The 17,083-nt window shown below is 67.8% G+C and carries 10 protein-coding genes; 3 read left to right on the top strand and 7 right to left on the bottom strand.

Translation table 11 applies throughout. The features are described 5' to 3' along the window. Positions 1-41 precede the first annotated feature (41 nt). Positions 42-1,622, top strand: a complete 1,581-nt coding sequence (locus U9J41_RS05235; RefSeq protein ID WP_322400640.1) for an aldehyde dehydrogenase (NADP(+)) — start codon at positions 42-44, stop codon at positions 1,620-1,622. A 149-nt stretch (positions 1,623-1,771) separates the two neighbouring features. Here U9J41_RS05235 and U9J41_RS05240 read toward each other — a convergent pair whose 3' ends face one another. Continuing rightward, complete coding sequence (locus U9J41_RS05240) at positions 1,772-3,211, bottom strand: DUF389 domain-containing protein (protein ID WP_322400641.1); 1,440 nt, start codon at positions 3,209-3,211, stop codon at positions 1,772-1,774. A 189-nt stretch (positions 3,212-3,400) separates the two neighbouring features. After that, positions 3,401-5,719, bottom strand: a complete 2,319-nt coding sequence (gene ggpS / locus U9J41_RS05245) for a glucosylglycerol-phosphate synthase (RefSeq protein WP_322400642.1) — start codon at positions 5,717-5,719, stop codon at positions 3,401-3,403. A 477-nt stretch (positions 5,720-6,196) separates the two neighbouring features. Between ggpS and nhaA the strand changes: the two genes are divergently transcribed. After that, positions 6,197-7,384 (top strand): Na+/H+ antiporter NhaA, encoded by a 1,188-nt coding sequence (nhaA, locus tag U9J41_RS05250; RefSeq protein WP_322400643.1) that lies wholly within the window; start codon positions 6,197-6,199, stop codon positions 7,382-7,384. Positions 7,385-7,455: 71 nt separating this feature from the next. Here nhaA and U9J41_RS05255 read toward each other — a convergent pair whose 3' ends face one another. From U9J41_RS05255 to U9J41_RS05275, 5 genes are all read right to left on the bottom strand, one after another. Beyond that, positions 7,456-8,289: a rhamnogalacturonan acetylesterase gene (locus U9J41_RS05255; protein WP_322400644.1), complete on the bottom strand. Its 834-nt coding sequence runs from the start codon at positions 8,287-8,289 to the stop codon at positions 7,456-7,458. 178 nt (positions 8,290-8,467) lie between these two features. Beyond that, positions 8,468-9,838: an enolase C-terminal domain-like protein gene (locus tag U9J41_RS05260; protein WP_322400646.1), complete on the bottom strand. Its 1,371-nt coding sequence runs from the start codon at positions 9,836-9,838 to the stop codon at positions 8,468-8,470. A 162-nt stretch (positions 9,839-10,000) separates the two neighbouring features. Beyond that, entirely contained in the window at positions 10,001-10,699 is a 699-nt protein-coding gene (locus U9J41_RS05265) for a GntR family transcriptional regulator (RefSeq protein WP_322400647.1), read from the bottom strand. Continuing rightward, positions 10,696-11,415, bottom strand: a complete 720-nt coding sequence (locus U9J41_RS05270; protein WP_322400648.1) for a GntR family transcriptional regulator — start codon at positions 11,413-11,415, stop codon at positions 10,696-10,698. Before U9J41_RS05270 ends, U9J41_RS05265 begins: the two co-directional genes overlap by 4 nt. 114 nt (positions 11,416-11,529) lie before the next feature. Next, positions 11,530-14,277: a glycosyl hydrolase 115 family protein gene (locus tag U9J41_RS05275; RefSeq protein ID WP_322400649.1), complete on the bottom strand. Its 2,748-nt coding sequence runs from the start codon at positions 14,275-14,277 to the stop codon at positions 11,530-11,532. 665 nt (positions 14,278-14,942) lie between these two features. Between U9J41_RS05275 and U9J41_RS05280 the strand changes: the two genes are divergently transcribed. Then, the gene (locus U9J41_RS05280; RefSeq protein ID WP_322400650.1) at positions 14,943-17,060 is read left to right on the top strand and encodes a rhamnogalacturonan acetylesterase; all 2,118 of its coding nucleotides are present in this window, start codon (positions 14,943-14,945) and stop codon (positions 17,058-17,060) included. Positions 17,061-17,083: the final 23 nt, after the last annotated feature.

A 17,083-nucleotide genomic window follows, 5' to 3' on the forward strand; every position in this document is an offset into this window, starting at 1 on the left:
CCCCGGCGGCGCTTTTTTTTAGAGACAGACAAGGAGCCCTCATGACCATCCAAGGCGAAATGATCATCGGTAACCAGGCCGTGCGCGGCAGCGCCGCGACGCTGCGCGCCTTCAACCCGGCCACGCGCGCCGAGATCGAACCCGTGTTCGGCGCGGCCACCATGGACGACCTCGCGGCCGCCTGCCTGCTCGCCGAGCAGGCCTTCGACGCGTATCGTTCCGCGCCGCTCGAGCAGCGCGCGCGCTTTCTGGAAACGATCGCCGACCGCATCATGGACATCGGCCCGCTGCTGATCGAGCGCGCGGCCGCCGAATCGGGCCTGCCGGCCGCGCGCCTCGAAGGCGAACGGGGACGCACCTGCAACCAGCTGCGCCTGTTCGCCAAGGTCGTGCGCGACGGCCACTTCCTCGACGCGACGCTGGATGCCGCCCTGCCCCAGCGCACGCCGCCGCGTCCCGATCTCCGGATGCGCAAGATCGGCCTGGGCCCCGTCGCCGTGTTCGGCGCCTCCAACTTTCCGCTCGCGTTCTCGGTCGCCGGCGGCGATACGGCGTCCGCGCTGGCGGCCGGCTGCCCGGTCGTCGTGAAAGCCCACAACGCCCACCTGGGCACGTCGGAGCTGGTCGCCAAGGCGATCCGCCAGGCCGTGGTCGATTGCGGCATGCCGGAAGGGACGTTCTCCATGCTGATCGGCACCGGCTTCGAGATCGGCCAGGCCCTCGTGTCGCACCCGGCCATCAAGGCGGTCGGCTTCACGGGCTCGCGCGCGGGCGGGCTCGCGCTCGTGAACGCGGCGGGCGCGCGCAAGGAACCGATCCCGGTCTACGCCGAGATGAGCAGCATTAACCCGTTCTTCCTGCTGCCTGGCGCCCTCGCCGCCGGCGGCGCGACACTGGCGCAGGGCTTCGTCGATTCGCTGACCATGGGCGTGGGCCAGTTCTGCACGAACCCGGGCCTCGTGATCGGCCTGGCCGGCGCCGGACTGGACGTGTTCCGCACCGCCGCCACCGAAGCCATGGCCGCCAAGGGCGCGGGCACGATGCTCACCGCCGGCATCCACCAGACCTATGTCGACGCGGTGACGCGCCGTTCCGGGCTCGCCGGCGTGGAACTGGTCGCGCAAGGCAGCTCCGACGGCTGCGGCTGCGCCGCCCAGGCGGCCCTCTACCAGACCGACGCCGCCACCTTCCTCGCCAACAGCGCGCTGGAAGAAGAGATCTTCGGCCCGACCTCGCTGATCGTCGCGTGCAAGGACGAGAACGAACTGCTGGAAGTCGCACGCCACATCGAGGGCCAGCTGACCGCGACGATCCACGCGACGGCCGCCGACCGCGCGCTGGCCGGCAAGCTGATGCGCACGCTGGAACGCAAGGCCGGCCGCATCCTGTTCAACGGCTTCCCGACCGGCGTCGAAGTGTGCCACGCGATGGTGCACGGCGGCCCGTTCCCAGCCACGTCGGACAGCCGCACCACGTCGGTGGGCGCCACCGCCATCGAGCGCTTCCTGCGGCCGGTGTGCTACCAGGACGTGCCGGCCGAGCTGCTGCCGGACGCGCTGCGCGACGACAATCCGCTGGGGCTGGCGCGCATGGTGGACGGGACGCTGCAGGTCGCGCGCTGAGGCGCCTGCGCGCGTGACGCCGTCCGTCGGCGCGGTGGCGTGACGCGCGGCGCGGCATCCCGGGATGCCGCGAGACGCAGCTGCCTTGGGCCCCTGCCTTCGCAGGGGCGACGGTCCTGCTTCCGGCGAAACCAGTCGGCCGGAAGGAACTAGTGCACGGCGCCCGGCGCCACAGCGCCTGCCGGCGCGGCGTCGGCCAGGTGAACGATCTTGCCGCGGCTGGCGGCAAGGGCCAGGCGCACCGTGGCGCTGCCGGTCCGCACCTTGAGCCACTCTTCGAGGCGCCGCACCTCGCTCGCCCGCGGCAGCCGGCGGCAGTCGGCACTGAGGATGGGCACCCCGCCCTCCTTGGCGTCAGGCGGTACGGCTGTGCCGAACAGCACGTTCCCGCACTGCGGATACTGGGCTTCGAATTCACGCGTCACGGCGGCGGCCTGCCGCACGTGATCCTGCCGGACAGTCAGCTTGGCCTCGAGGGCGGCGATTTCCGCATCCTTGTCCTGCACCGTCTGCTGACTGTTGCGTACGATCTCGGCGAGGATATCCGCCTTGAGGCTGCCGACGTCGATCTTGTTGGTGTCGCCGGGCTCGGCCTGGTGCACGCGCAGGCGCGCCTGCGGCAATCCGCCCGCGCCGAGCCGCCCTTCGATGGCCTTGATCGCCGCCGTTGGCATGGGTGCGCCGATCAGGGTGACCTCGATGTCGCGCGACCCCGGGACCACGCGCGTCTCGAGCACATGCACCTGGGGGACCGCCTTGAATTCCCTGCGCACGAAGTCGCGCGCGCGGCTGCTGAACAATTCGTTGTCGACCAGGCGCGCGGCCAGGAATATGCTTGGCAGGCCAGTCAGCAACACGATGCACAACAAGGCGCGCTTGACCCGGCGCCCCTTGGTGCCATCGACGAATTCGTGCCTCGGCAGGCGCAGGAATTCAATGACGATCACGACGGCGAAGGCGATGAAGACGCAGTTGATCGAGAACAGGTAAAACGCCCCGCCGAACACCGCCCAGTTCCCGTTCGCCAGCCCGAAGCCCGCCGTGCACAACGGCGGCATCAGCGCCGTCGCGATGGCCACGCCGGGAATGACGTTGGATTTTTCGCGGCGCGTCTGGCCGATGATGCCGGCGAGGCCGCCGGCCAGCGCGATCAGCACGTCCCACAGCGACGGCGTGGTCCGTGCCAGCAGTTCGGACTGGGCCTCGGCCAGGGGCGTCACCATGAAATACAGGGTGGACGTCAGCAGACTGATGCCGGCCGCGATCGCGAGGTTCGCGAGCGAACGGCGAATCAGTGCGAAATCGAAGATGCCGATGCCATACCCGACCCCGACGATAGGGCCCATCAGCGGCGACACCAGCATGGCGCCGATGATCACGGCCGTCGAATTGGTGTTCAGGCCAACGGACGCGATCACGATCGCGAGCATCAGGATCCAGGGCGTGGCGCCGCTCAGCTCCACGCCGGCGCGCAGGCTGCGGTCGATGTCGGCATCGTCGGCCTTGTCGTCGAGGAGGCTGAAGCGGTGCGCGATGGCGGCACGGAGGGACGGGGGACTGGGCTTGGTCGAGTGCTCGGGTGCGTTCATGAACGTCGGTTGGCGGCTGAAAAATTCAACCGAGGAGTCGTTAAGCGGCAATTTTCACCGAGATTCCGCAGGGGCACAAACGTTTTCGTGCCCACGGGCAAATGGCGCCGCATGCGCGCCACAGCCATTTTGTCATCATTTCCCGCACCGACAGCGCGAATCCCGGCACCCTGCCCGTCCATGTCGGCGTCACGCCTCGCGTTCGCGCAGCACGCTTTCCGGTTCCGGTCCGGCCGCGGCAACGGCCGCCAGAAAGTCGTCGCCCCAGCGGGCGACGTCGTGCTCGGCCACGATCATGCCCATGCGCGCCGTGCGATAGGCGCGCTCGTCCGCGCCCATCGTCAACGCCTGGTGCAGCGTCGCCGTCATCGCGTTCGCGTCGTACGGGTTGGTGAGCAGCGCGCCGTGCAGTTCGACCGCCGCGCCCGCGAACTCGGACAGGACCAGCACGCCGGAGGTGCCGGCCGCCTTCTTCGCGGCGACGAATTCCTTCGCCACCAGGTTCAGGCCGTCGCGCAGGGGCGTGATCCAGGCGACGTCGCATGCCGCATAGTGGGCGATGACCTCGTCGAACGGCAGCGAGCGGTAGAAGTAGCGTACCGGCACCCAGTCGAGCGTCGAGAAGCGGCCGTTGATGCGGCCCACGGTGCGGTCCACTTCCTCGCGCAGGCTTGCGTAGATTTCCATGCCTTGCGCGGCGGGCGTGATGATGTTGAGCAGGGTGACCTTGCCGATATGTTCCGGGTGCGACTCGAGCAGGCGCTCGAAGGCCTGGAGCTTCTCGAGCGTGCCCTTGACGTAATCGAGCCGCTCGATCGACACGATGCCGGTGGCGCCGCCCAGGTAGTCCCGGATGGCGGCCGTGCGCTGCCGCACGTCCGGCGTCGCGACGACGCGCGCGACCATCGCGGCATCGGTGCCGACCGGATGCGCGCCCAGGCTCACGCGGCGTCCGCCCACTTCCACGGCGGTCGTCATGGTGTCGACGCCGAGCGCGCAGCCATAGGTGAGGAAGCGCGGCGCGCAGGCGGCCGTCCCGCACACCTCGACCGGCGCGAACGAGCGCACCGCGTCGACGAAATTCTCGACGTAGCGCGGGATGTGGAAGCCGATGTAGTCGCACTGGAGCAGGCTGCCGATGATGTCGCGCCGCCACGGCAGGATATTGAAGACGTCGCTCGACGGGAATGCGGTGTGGTGGAAGAATGCGATCCGCAGGTCCGGGCGCAGCGGGCGCAGGAAGGCCGGCACCATCCACAGGTTGTAGTCGTGGACCCACACGACGGCGCCGTCGGCGGCCTCGCGCGCGGTCTGCTCGGCGAACAGCCGGTTCACCTCCAGGAAACGCTCCCAGTGCGCCTGCCGGAACTCGGCCTTGTCGGGGAACGAGAAGATGATCGGCCAGAAGGCTTCCTTGGAGAACTTCTTGTAGAACACGTCGATATCGTCGGCGGTCAGGGCGATGCGCGCCGCTTCCAGGTTCGGGTAGCGTTCGCGGTCGACATGGACGTGGGAGACGAAGCCTTCCGGACTCCTGCTGTCCTGCTGCGACCAGGCGACCCATGAGCCGGCGCGGCTGCCGGCGAAGAAGCGCAGCAGCGTCGGGATGATCCCGTTCGGACTCTTCGGGCGGCGGTGGTGCAGCACGCCGTCCTCGACCGCTTCGTCGTAGGGCAGGCGGTGGTAGACCATGACGAGCTCGGCTTTGCCGGACGGGACCGGCGCGGCGGCCTCGTCCCGCGCTGCGCGCAACGCGCCGTGGTGGGCCAGGCCTTCCAGGATGCCGTCGCAGCCTTCCCCCGCCGCGATATGGACGAGCGGGCGCTTGCGCACGCGCTCGACGAGTGCGGGCTCGGCCCCGCCGACGACGATGCCGCGCAGGCCGGTCTCGAACATGGACAGGTCGTTGAGCGTATCGCCGGCGACGACGATGTTCGCGGGTGCGATCCCCGCCGCCTGCGCCAGGCGCAGCACGGCCTGGCCCTTGGCGACGCCGCGCGGCAGCACGTCGAGGTAGCAGCCGGCCGACAGCAGCAGATCGCAGCCGAGCGCGTCGACCGCGGCATGCAACTCGGGCGTGACGTCGCCCTCGCTGACGAGGAACGAACAGCGCCGCTCCTGCGGCACGCTCTGGCGCCGCAGGCCGGGAAAGCCGGCCAGCGCTTTCAACACGGCTTGCGACCCCGGCCAGCGTGCGGCGATTTCCTGTTGCAATTCGTCGACCGGGCTCAGGTCGCCCCGCACGATCGTGGCGCCGACGTCGGCAATGATGTAGTCCGGCGCCGGGATCGTGGGGTCGCTCAGCAGCGGCAGGATCGATTCGAGGCCGCGGCCGGTCACGAACACGAGGCGCGCGCCGCGCGTCGATTCCGCGGCGGAAAACAGCTCGCGCACGCGGCGCCGCGCCTCGACGCCACCTGCCAGCAAGGTGCCGTCAAGATCGGTCGCAAGAACAAAGTTATCGGGAGACAGGCGTTGGGCCAGCCTGGGCGGAAATGGAAGAGTCATCGTCTTCGGCCTTTCGGATCGATGTGCTCGGCGCTGCTGCGCCGACCTGGTGGGTGCCGGCGGCGCCGGCACAAGGCGAACACAGTCGGGTGCGGGACGGCGCGGTTGCGCCGGCACCAGCGACTGCCAGGGGAGATGGATGCGAAGGACAACGCCGCCGCATCCGGGCGGGAACATGATTCCCGGTTAGAAGCTTGGATTATAGCAAGTTAATAGCATTTGCACAAATGCATATAACATTCATGCATATAACATTCACCGCGGCAAGGGCGTGGGCGCGGCGCCGCCTTCCCGCGGGCCGGGCGATGCGATACAATGTTGCAAGGGTGATCATACCGTTCGGGTATGACAGGATTTGCGCTGGTCGGGCCGCCACGCGGCTTGAACACGACCGCATGCCCACCTTTCACTCACTCATTGCCCAGTCACCCGCTTCCCGTCCGGGACCGCGCTCCACGTTTTTCACGGGGAGCCGCCATGGCGATTGACCTCCCGCTATCGGAAGCCTTCAAGGAATTCGCCGCGTCGGGCAAGGCCGGCGGCGCCGTGCTGATCTTCTGCACGCTCGCGTCGCTGGTGCTCGCCAATTCACCGCTGGGGCACGCCTACCTCCACGTCTGGCATCTGCCGCTCGCCGGCCTGAGCATCGAAAACTGGATCAACGACGCCCTGATGGCCGTGTTCTTCCTGCTGATCGGGCTCGAACTGAAACGGGAGTTGCGCAACGGCGAGTTGTCCGACCTGAAGAATGCGACGCTGCCGATCGTGGCGGCCGCGGGCGGCATCGCCGTACCGGCATGCATTCATTTCAGCCTGAACCACGGCACGCCGGCGCAGGCCGGACTCGGCATTCCGATGGCGACCGACATCGCCTTCGCGCTCGGCGTGCTCGCCCTGCTGGGCAATCGGGTGCCGGCGTCGCTGAAGATCTTCCTCACCGCACTCGCTGTCATGGACGACCTGGGCGCCATCGTCGTGATCGCGCTGTTCTACACGGCACAGCTGTCGATCGGTTATCTCGCCGCGGCGCTGGTCGTGTTCCTGCTGCTGATCGGGTTGAGCCGCCTGGGCCGCGTCCGGTCCCTGCCCCTCTATCTCCTCGGCGGCGCGCTGATGTGGTTCTTCATGCTGCAGTCGGGCGTGCACGCGACGATCGCCGGGGTGCTGCTGGCGTTCGCGCTGCCCGATGCCGTCACGGACGACGGCCACTCGCTGTCGGATCGCCTCGAGCACGTCCTGCACAAGCCGGTCGCGTTCGCGATCCTGCCGATTTTCGCGCTCGCCAATACCGGCGTCGTCATCGGCCCCGGCTGGGCGCAGGCGCTGGCCTCGTCCAACAGCCTCGGCATCGTCCTCGGCCTGGCCGTCGGCAAGCCGATCGGCATCGTGGCCGCCACCGCCGCGGCGGTCGCGACGGGCTTGTGCCGCCTGCCGTCCGACCTGGCGTGGCGCCACGTGCTGGGGGCCGGGTTGCTGGGCGGTATCGGCTTCACGATGTCGATCTTCATTACGAACCTGGCTTTCGACAGCCAGGCCGGCGTCGTCACCGCGTCGAAGATGGCCATCCTGCTGGCGTCGCTGGCGTCCGGCCTGGCGGGATTCGCCTGGCTGAAGTGGCACGGCGCGCCGCTGGCCGCCGACGCCGATCGCGACGCCCGCGCATGACCGGCGACGGTCGCGCCGGGCTCACTGCGCCACTGCCCGAAGCGCCGCGCGAAATAAATGAAACCGGCTAATTAGCGCGCGCTTTTATTCATGCTTTCCGGAGAAAACTCCGTCCCCAGTCCGGGCAATGCCTTTTTCAACTCCGACTCGACCATGCGGGCAAAATAGGCCGCGCCTTGATGGCCGAGGTGCGTGCGGTCGAATGCTGTCCTGGGCGTCGACGGCCGCTGGACGTGTTCCGGCGTGCCCACCCCAAAGCCGGCCGCCCCCGGCAGGACCGCCGGCCCGACCCAGCCCGCGGGCCGTGGTTCGACGGCCAGCGTGTCGGCCGCGTCCTGCCCCATGGCCTGGACGGCCGCGTTGCTGTCGGCATTCAGGTCCAGCACCGCCACGTGTTCCTGCCGCGCCACTTTCACGATGGCGTCCGCCCATGGGCGCAGGTTGTTGTCGACCTTGCCTGCGACGAACGTGCGGCGCGTCAGCGGCGTTACCAGGACGGGCACCCCGCCCAGCGCCTTGACCTCGCGCGCATAGCGCTCCATGTTCAGCGGGAATTCCCGCACCAGGTCCGTGCTGCTTCCGGGCTTGCCGGGCTGGTCGTTGTGGCCGAACTGGATCAGCACATAGGTCGCCCGGTAGGCGCCGCCGCCGCGCAGCAGCCCCTCGACTTCGTCCCAGCGCCCTTCCCTGCGGAAGCTGGCGGAGCTGCGTCCCGCCCGCGCCAGGTTGAGGCAGGTGTCCGCGACGAGCACCCGCTCGCAGAACGCATCGCCATAGCCGCTCGTCTTCGCCATGGTGGAATCGCCGACGAGGATGAAGCGCACGGGCCTGATTTCTCCGGCACCGGCGCTGCCGCCCACGATGGACAGGCCCAACGCCAGTCCGATTGCAAGTGTCTTACGCATACTGCTCCTTTCTCGTCGTTGCACCACGCCGAGCCCGACAGCGCCCGCGGCGCCGGCTGACGTGGGGAAACCTGTTGATCATTCGCCTGAGCATTTCATCATGCATGGCGAGAATACACTAATACATTAGCCCCGGATCTATACGTTTTCCGGGGTTTCGTATATCGGTTTGCTTGGCTCAGCCGCGCGCCAGGCTCGGCTTCCTCGGATCGTACGTCCACCCCGGCACGAGGTAGCGCATCGCCATCGCATCGTCGCGCGCGCCGCCGGCGACCTTCTTGTACAACGCATGCGCCGCCTCGATCTGCGCCATGTCCGGCGTGATGCCGAGGCCCGGCGCTTCCGGCACGGCGACCCGGCCGCCGACGATCCGCAGCGGTTCCGTGGTGAGCCGTTCGCGGCCCTCCTGCCAGATCCAGTGCGTGTCGATCGCCGTGATGGCGCCCGGCGCGGCCGCGGCGCAATGGGTGAACATCGCCAGCGACACGTCGAAGTGGTTGTTCGAGTGCGAGCCCCAGGTCAGGCCCCAGTCGTGGCACAGCTGCGCGAGGCGCACCGAACCCTGCATGGTCCAGAAGTGCGGGTCGGCGAGCGGGATGTCGACGGCGCCCAGCAGGTGCGAATGGGCCATCTGGCGCCAGTCGGTGGCCACCATATTGGTCGCCGTGCGGATGCCGGTGGCGCGCTTGAACTCGGCCATGATCTCGCGGCCCGAATAACCGTTCTCCGGTCCGCACGGGTCTTCCGCATACGCCAGCACGTGACCCTGGCCCTTGCAGGCGGCGATCGCCTGCGCCAGCGACCAGGCGCCGTTCGGGTCGACGGTGACGCTGGCGTCCGGGTAGCGCTGCTTGATGGCGGCGGCCGCCTCCACTTCCCGTTCCGGCGCCATCACCCCGCCCTTCAGCTTGAAATCGCGGAAACCATAGCGATCGACGGCGGCGCCGGCGAGATCCGCGATGGCGTCCGGCGTCAAAGTCTCGCGGTCGCGCAAGCCGTACCAGCCGCCGTCCTGCGCGGCGCGCTCGTAGGGCAGGTCCGTCCGGCCGGCGTCGCCCACGTAGAACAGATAGGCCAGCATCGGCACGCTGTCGCGCTGGCGGCCGTTGCCGAGGAGTTCGCAGACGGGTACGCCCAGGTGCTGGCCGAGCAGGTCGAGCAGCGCCGCCTCGACGGCCGTGATGACATTCTCCAGGCGCAGGTTGATTTCGTGTGGCTGGCGCAGCACCGCCTCCTCGGCCGCATTGCTCACCTGGTATCGCGGCGCGCCGCACGCCGTGCGGACCGCGTTCAGGGTGCGCTGCCAGCGCGCGAGGTCGGTATCGACGACGAGCGGAACCACGCGCTCCAGCGTTTTCAGGATGCCCTCGCCGCCGGGGACTTCGCCGATGCCCACATGGCCGGCGCTGTCGGTCAACAAGACCAGGTTTCGCGTGAAAAACGGCGCATGCGCGCCACAAAGGTTGAGCAACATGCTGTCGCGCCCCGCGACGGGGATCGCCCGCATCGAGGTGATCACGGGCGTGCTGGTGGTCGTGAAGGGTGTCATGGTCGTCGTCTCGTCATCGAAAAGGGAATGGCGTCGCAGGCCAACGACGCACTAATGCGTCAGGCTGGCACACGCTCGAGCATGCTACCCGAGGCGAGGCACTATTGCACTAATATTTTACGACGGGCGGACTGTACCTGGACGAGACATCGCCCGCCTCCGCTATGGCAGGAGCCAGTCCGGATGTTCGGCGCGTATCGCGTCCAGCTGTGTGAACATGCCGGACAGGTGAGCGCGGATGTTGCGCTGCGCCTGCCCGGGGTCGCCGTCCGCGATCGCGGCCACGATGCCCGCGTGGTCGGCGAGGATGTTCGCCGCCTGCTCCTTGATGGGCAGGTGCAGCCGGCGCAGCCGGTCCAGCTGGCCGCTTTGCCGACGCATCCAGTGCCACAGGGTTTCGGCCTGCGCCGCCGCGAACATCTGGCGATGGAATGTCTGGTCCGCCTGCGCAAACGTCGCGAAATCGCGGTGGGACAAGGCGAGCGCCTGCTGCGACACGATATTTTCCAGGCTCGTGACCAGTTGCCGGTCGGGCGCGTGGGCGAGGATGTGGACGATTTCCAGCTCCAGGGACAATCTCAGGAAGTGGGCTTGCCGGGCCGAATCGACGTCGATCGCCCGTACGGCCGTGCTCTGCTTGGGCACGATGTCGACGAGACCCTCCTCGCCCAGCCGGGTCAGCGCGTCCCGGACCGGCGTCGACGACAGGTCGAAATACGCGGCCAGCTCATCGCGCTGCAGTTGCGCGCCGGGCTTCAGGTCGAGGGAAATGATGCGTTCACGCAAATGGTCGAAGACCTGGACCGAGGCGTTGCGCATCCGGTCCAGCCGGAAACTGCCTGGCATGAAGAGCTGCGTCATGGCCTGCCCGTCCCCGCTTGCCCGACCAGGTAATCGGGATGGCGTTCGCGCAAGCCCGTCAATTGCGACAGGGTGTCGCCCAGGTGCTTGCGCACGCTCGCTTCCGCCAGCGCCGGGTCGCCCCGCGCGATCGCCGCCGCGATGTCCGCGTGTTCCTGCACGACCGATTCGGCCTTGCCGCTCTCCAGCAGATGCAGCCGCCGGAGGCGATCCATGTTGCCGCTCTTGCCCCGCATGAGGCGCCACAATTGTTCCGCCTGGGCAGCCGCGTACAGGCGCTCGTGGAATGCCTGGTCGGCCTGGGCAAAGGCATCCAGGTCGCCCCGCCCGATGCAGGCGCGCTGCTGCTCCACGATGCCCAGCAATTCCTGGACGAGGGTCGGCTCCTCGCGCTGCGCCAGCGTGCGCGCGATTTCCAGTTCGAGGGTCAGGCGGAGGAAGTGGGCATTCCGGGCCGACTCGAGGTCGACGACGCGCACGCGCGTGCCGTGCTGCGGAAAGATGTCGACCAGCTCGTCTTCCTCCAGCTTCAGCAAGGCGTCGCGGACGGGTGTCACGGACACGCCGAAGTAGCGCGCCAGTTCGGCCCGGTCCAGGTCCATCCCGGGCACGAACTTCAACCTGACGATCGCCGTGCGCAGGTAAGCGTAGATTTGCTGCGCCGCACCTTGCGACTTATCGAGCGCAAAGGCGCCGGCGAGCTCGAACTTGTTCATGGCAATGTAGATGCGGGGGAGGACAACGGATAGATCGGCAAGACGTAAAACTTTAGTATCTTGTAGGAATCTTACCACGTTGTCGCCCAGGACGTATCCTGCGCATCAAGAACATTACCGAAATTGGTCCAGCCGGTCGAGGGCTGCGCCATAGAGCTCGGGGGCGCCGTCCAGCACGATGTCGATCCGGTCGAGCACGACGCCGGGGTCCAGCGCCACCACCCGGACCGTGTGCCGCCCCGGCTTCAATCGTGGCACGGTGGTCGACCGCACCGCCGTGTTGGTCAGCACGTCGCGCTTCCACTCATCGCTGCGGCCGGTCGTCCCGTAATCGGCCACCTGGACGGGGCCGCCGTCCAGCCGGTACGCCACGCGCACCCGGCCGTCGCCCGCCAGCGGATGCACGGGCACGGCCACGAGGCGCAGCGTCGCACCTCCATCCGTCGTGGTGTCGAACGCATAGGTCAGGGCCGGGGCCTTGCCGACATCGTTCGGCGCGCGCGACCGCAGGTCCAGGCGCGCGCGCAAGGCGTCGCCGCTCGTGCCCAGGCCCGGCTGGCGTTCCCAGTCGGGGTTCGGGGCGGCGCTGCCGGCGGCGATGCTGACGATGTGCGCGTGCTCGCCCGGCACGCCGGCCGCCGCCGGCGGGTCCAGGCGCACGTTCGCGCGCAGCTCGCGTCCGCCGCACTGCAGGGTGAACGCCGGCTTGTCGCTCCCGTCGTAGCGGATGGCGATGCGCTGCTCGTAACCGTTGGCGGCATCGAGCGTGCCCGACTGGACCGCCGCCGTCATGCCGCGCGCCCCGTCGCCCATGCGCCAGTCCGCGGCCTGGCCGCCGTGCGCCGCGAGGGTGACGACCTGCGTCGCAGGCTCGCCCTTGACGAAAGCCAGGCGATCGCCGTCCGCCGAATATGGGAACGGGTAGACGATGCCGCACCCCCGGCCCTGGTCCGCCGGATAGGTCGGCCACGCCGGCTCCGCGAACACGGGCAGGCGGCGCGGCGCCATGCTCATGATGTTGCGCCATTTGCCGCCCGCGAGCCCGTTATAGGCGGCCGTGTCGGTCACGATCCGCGCATGCGCCAGCCGCGCCTCATCCACCAGGTGACGGGCCGACGGCCGGCCCTGGCGCGCCGATTCGGCCGCGAGGTCGAGCTTCAGCACACGCGCATTCAGGTTCGCCGCGCCGCGCACGGGATACAGCACGAGCTCGAAATAGGCGTCGCGCAGCGCGGCGTGAATGCGCGGCGCCAGCGCCTCGGCCCGGGCCACGAGCGCAGCGTAGCGCTCCACCCGCCGCACGCCCTCCTCGCCGCCGGACGCCATATAGTCCGTGCGGCGGTTCGGCGTGATGGGTTCCACCTGCCCGAAGCCCATGAATTCGGGACGGCGTTCCCAGGCCAGGTCGTAATAGCCGCGCAAAATCCCGGCGATCTCCGCGCCCGCTTCGACGCCGAACTGGGCGCTGCTCCAGGCGGCCAGGTGCCGCGCCGGGTCGGCATCGAGCAGGGACGCGTCGAATGCGCTGTCGAGGAAGTACTGGACGAGGTACTCCGCCGGCTTGATGTCGCCCACGTTCACGACCCACAGCTTGCGCGCGCCAGTCGTCCAGGCCCGCTGCAACTGGTCGCGGACCAGCGCCGGATGCGTCGTGCCCAACCATAGGTAATCGTGCGGCCGGCCCCAGTACGAGATGTGGTAATAGATACCGGCCCCACCCGCCCGGCGGCGCTCGCTCGCGTTGCTCAGCTGGTGCAGGTAGCCGTAGTTGTCGTCCGGCCAGACCAGTGTGACGTCGTCCGGCACCTTCAGGCCGGCCTTGTAGACGTCCAGGACTTCCTTGTACAGCGTGAGCGCCTGCGGCACGCCGGCTGCCGGCCGCCCCAGGCTGCGCGCCAGGATGTCGCGCTGCAGGCGGATGGCATCCTCCGTGCCGGCGCGCGCCTGTTCGATCGACCCGGCGCCCTCCATCGCCGAATCGTGCACGCCGCGCAGGCCGACCGAATAGATGTTTTCCCCATTCTTCACCTCGTCCACGCGGCGGCGCCAGTAGTCCGCCATCGCGTCGCGATTGGTGAAGAAGTTGAAAGGGCCGTTCCTGGCGCTGTCCCATTCGCGCACGTTGTTGCGCATCATGGGCTCGGCATGAGACGTTCCCACCACGATAGCGTAATCGGCGGCGGTCCTGGCATTGCCGTCGATCTGGTAGAACGGCTTCGTCGAATCGTGCATCGCCGGCCAGATCAGGTTGGCCTTGAGGCGCCACATCAGTTCGAAGATGCGCGCATACGTCGCCGGCCCGATGTCCCCGGCAAGGTCGTGTGCCGCCGCCCAGGGCTGCAGGCCCCAGTCCTCGTCGTTCAGGAAGATCCCGCGGTACTGGACGGACGGTGCGGACGACAGCCGGCGCGCGCCATCCACCTGCGGACGCTCGTTGCGGCGCGGGGCAACGTCGGCCCACCATTCCCAGGCCGACACGCCCAGTTCACGGCTCAGGTCGACCACGCCATACACGGCGCCGCGCGGGTCGGAACCGGCGATCAACAGGATGCGCCGCCCCGCACCGTCGCGGACGGCAACCCGCAGATAACGCTCCCACTGACCTTGCAACGGCGCCAGGTCGACGCCGGCCTGCCCCGCCAGCGCCGTCACCATGGGCGAACCGGCAATCCCGACGACGACGCACACGCGCCGGCAGTCCGACAGTTCAGTCGACGTCGCCGCCTCGACGCCGGCCACCGCGCGCAGGTCGTGGCGCAGCAGCCCCGCCGCCAGTTCCAGGGTCCTGCCGCCGTCGTGCACGATGGCGGGCGGCTCTCCCGGCGCAGCCAGGAGGAAGGGCGCCGCGCCGGCGCGGGTCACGGCGAATGCTGCAAGCAGAGCAAGAATCCTGAGTGATATCGGCATGATGGAGAGTGACTTGGTGTTCGGCGCCGGCCGGCGCCCAGAATCAGGATACTAAAATATTACGAGCCGGCGGCCAATGCCGAAAATCGCATGCCTGCATACCAAAAAGGAATATGCGAGTCGTAATGTATTAGTGTACCTTACCCAGTCATTCACTCCTGCTGCTGTCGGCCGGCAGCGTGAAGCTCGAACCGGCCGCTTGCCGCGGCCGTGGACGACACGACAACAAGGCGGCGATGGCCAGTCCATTCCGGCCGAGGAGATCCGACATGGCACACCCGAGCCGCCCCCCGCCCGGAAGCCGGACGCCGGTTTTCGGGGATGTGACGCAGCCATCGGCGTTGGCGGCGGGGTCCTTACGCCCTATCCCGGCCACCTGGCACGATTTGCTTGCACGATCCTTACGCCGACGTAACGAATTAACAACCATCATTGGCTGGACCAATTGCCGTTTTTGTTAAATGGTGCAATTATCTTGTCGGACCAATTCATACGCCAGGTCCGACCACTTTTCAACGCTGGAAGCTGGTCGACGCCCCAGGCCGCACGGAACCCGCGCCGGGTACACGTTCCGCCCCGGCGCGGGTGCCTCCATCCATCAGAAATAAAAAGGAGAAGAGATGAGACATTTGTTATCCGCCTGGATCGGTACGCTGATGCTCGCAAGCGGTCTGGCGGCATGCGGCGGGGGCGCCGCGGACAGCGGTGCCATGAGCGGTGCCATGAGCGGCACCAGGCTGCTGTCGGCGCAGGAGTCGGCCACGACCGCGGCGCCGGCCATCCCGACGATCCATATGCTGGGCGACTCGACCATGACGGCCTACACGGAAGATCGGCGGCCGCAAATGGGCTGGGGAGAAGCGATGCCCCAGTTCTTCGACGCCGGCGTCAAGGTCGACAATTGGGCGCTGGGCGGGCGCAGCTCGCGCAGCTTCTACTACGAGGCGACGCGCTGGCCCGCCATCCTGCCGAAGATCGCCGCCGGCGATTATGTCATCATCCAGTTCGCCCACAACGACCAGAAGGCCGGCGGCGATTACGCGCAGTTCGGTACCTATGCGTTCTGCAGCGACGGGTCGAACGACGGCGAGGCATGCATGGGACGTCCGGACAAGGTCGACCCGACCGTCGATATTTCGGAACACTCGTATTACCAGTTCTTGAAGAAATACGTCCTGCAGGTGCGCGCCAGGGGGGCGAATCCGATCCTGATGTCGCCGATCGTGCGCAAATACTTCAGCGGCACGACGATTACGCCGCAGGGCCAGCACAATGTCGGGATCACGGGAGGCGAGACGGTCCCCCGCGGCGATTACGTCGCGGCGATGAAGGCCGTCGCCGCCAGGTATGCGGTGCCCTTTGTCGACATCACGGCCGAGACCAAGGCGATCGTGGAAAGCTACGGCAACGCGGCGGCGACGGCGGACCTGTACATCGCCGCGGACAGCACGCATCCGCAAGTGCTGTTCGCGAACCTGATCGCCAAGCGCGCGGTGGAAGGCATGCGCGCGCTGAACATCCTTGCCGACCATATGGTGCCCGTCACCTCGCTCATTCCCAGCCCGGGCACGCTCGACTGGTCGACCCGCTACGTGGGCATGCCGACGACCAAGACCGTCACATTGTCCGCGTTCGACCTGGTGCCGGCGCAAGGGGCGATGACCATCTCCGCCCCGGCCGATTTCGCGCTCTCGCTCGACAACACGATCTGGTCGCGCAACGTGACCGTCGACTTCACGAACGGTGCTTTCACCCGGACGCTGTACGTCCGGTTCACCCCGCGCACGGCGACGATTTATAGCGGCAAGGTCAGCTTCGCGATCGGCAGCACGACGCTTCCCACGACGATCGCCCTGCACGGAGAAGGCGTGTCGGCTGCCGGCGGCATCGCGTCGTATGCGAGCTGGTTCAAGGCGGGATTCGCATTGGCGCCGGCGACGGATGGCCTGGTGACTGCGGACGACGCCGTCGTGCACGGACTGGTGCCGTCGACGGCGAAGGTCATTGCGGTCGACGGGCAGGACACGACGGTAGCCCGCTACGTGGCGAATTCCCCGACGCGCGACAACAACCAGTACCTGCAGTTCGCCGTCCACGCCGGCACGGCGACCCTGTCCGTCGACACGATTTCGGCCTATCTCACCAGCAGCGGCGGCTCGACGGTGGTGGCGGATATCGCGTATTCGCTGAATCCGGATTTTTCCGGCTCGACCAGGCTGAATACCAGTCCGTTATCGTTTGTGAAGGATACGTTCACGGCGAAACTGAGCTACCCTGTCGTCGTCCAGGTTCCCCCGGCGGCCACCCTGTATGTCCGCGTCTATCCGTGGAATTCGGCTGGCGTCACCGGCAAAACGCTTGCCGTCTACGGTGTGACGGTGTCCGGCAGCGCGACCAGCAAACAGTCGACGCCCACTGTCGTCGACGCCACGTCCAGTTTCTCGCTGCTGCGTTCCGGCCTGGCCTGGAACCGTATCACGAACAAATACAGCGCGTCGATCACCCTGACCAACACCAGCGGCGCGACGCTGGACGGGCCGTTCCAGCTGGTCTTCGACAACCTCACGGCAGGCGTCACGCTCGACAATGCCAGCGGCATGCGCGCCGGGACACCTTACCTCACCATCGCCGGCGCGCCGGTCGCCGCCGGCGCCTCAGTCACCGTGCCGCTTACCTACAGCAATCCCAACAAGATTGCGGTCGGTTACACGAACACGATATTTGTCGGTACTTTTTGAGATCGGGACGCAGACCATGTTCA

Source organism: Massilia luteola, from assembly GCF_034420155.1.
GTDB lineage: Bacteria > Pseudomonadota > Gammaproteobacteria > Burkholderiales > Burkholderiaceae_D > Telluria > Telluria luteola.

What these genes read in the sequence shown, in the direction of transcription:
- U9J41_RS05235 (WP_322400640.1), top strand. Translation starts at nt 42, where the DNA reads ATGACCATCCAAGGCGAAATGATCATCGGTAACCAGGCCGTGCGCGGC.
- U9J41_RS05240 (WP_322400641.1), bottom strand. Translation starts at nt 3,211, where the DNA reads ATGAACGCACCCGAGCACTCGACCAAGCCCAGTCCCCCGTCCCTCCGT.
- ggpS (WP_322400642.1), bottom strand. Translation starts at nt 5,719, where the DNA reads ATGACTCTTCCATTTCCGCCCAGGCTGGCCCAACGCCTGTCTCCCGAT.
- nhaA (WP_322400643.1), top strand. Translation starts at nt 6,197, where the DNA reads ATGGCGATTGACCTCCCGCTATCGGAAGCCTTCAAGGAATTCGCCGCG.
- U9J41_RS05255 (WP_322400644.1), bottom strand. Translation starts at nt 8,289, where the DNA reads ATGCGTAAGACACTTGCAATCGGACTGGCGTTGGGCCTGTCCATCGTG.
- U9J41_RS05260 (WP_322400646.1), bottom strand. Translation starts at nt 9,838, where the DNA reads ATGACACCCTTCACGACCACCAGCACGCCCGTGATCACCTCGATGCGG.
- U9J41_RS05265 (WP_322400647.1), bottom strand. Translation starts at nt 10,699, where the DNA reads ATGACGCAGCTCTTCATGCCAGGCAGTTTCCGGCTGGACCGGATGCGC.
- U9J41_RS05270 (WP_322400648.1), bottom strand. Translation starts at nt 11,415, where the DNA reads ATGAACAAGTTCGAGCTCGCCGGCGCCTTTGCGCTCGATAAGTCGCAA.
- U9J41_RS05280 (WP_322400650.1), top strand. Translation starts at nt 14,943, where the DNA reads ATGAGACATTTGTTATCCGCCTGGATCGGTACGCTGATGCTCGCAAGC.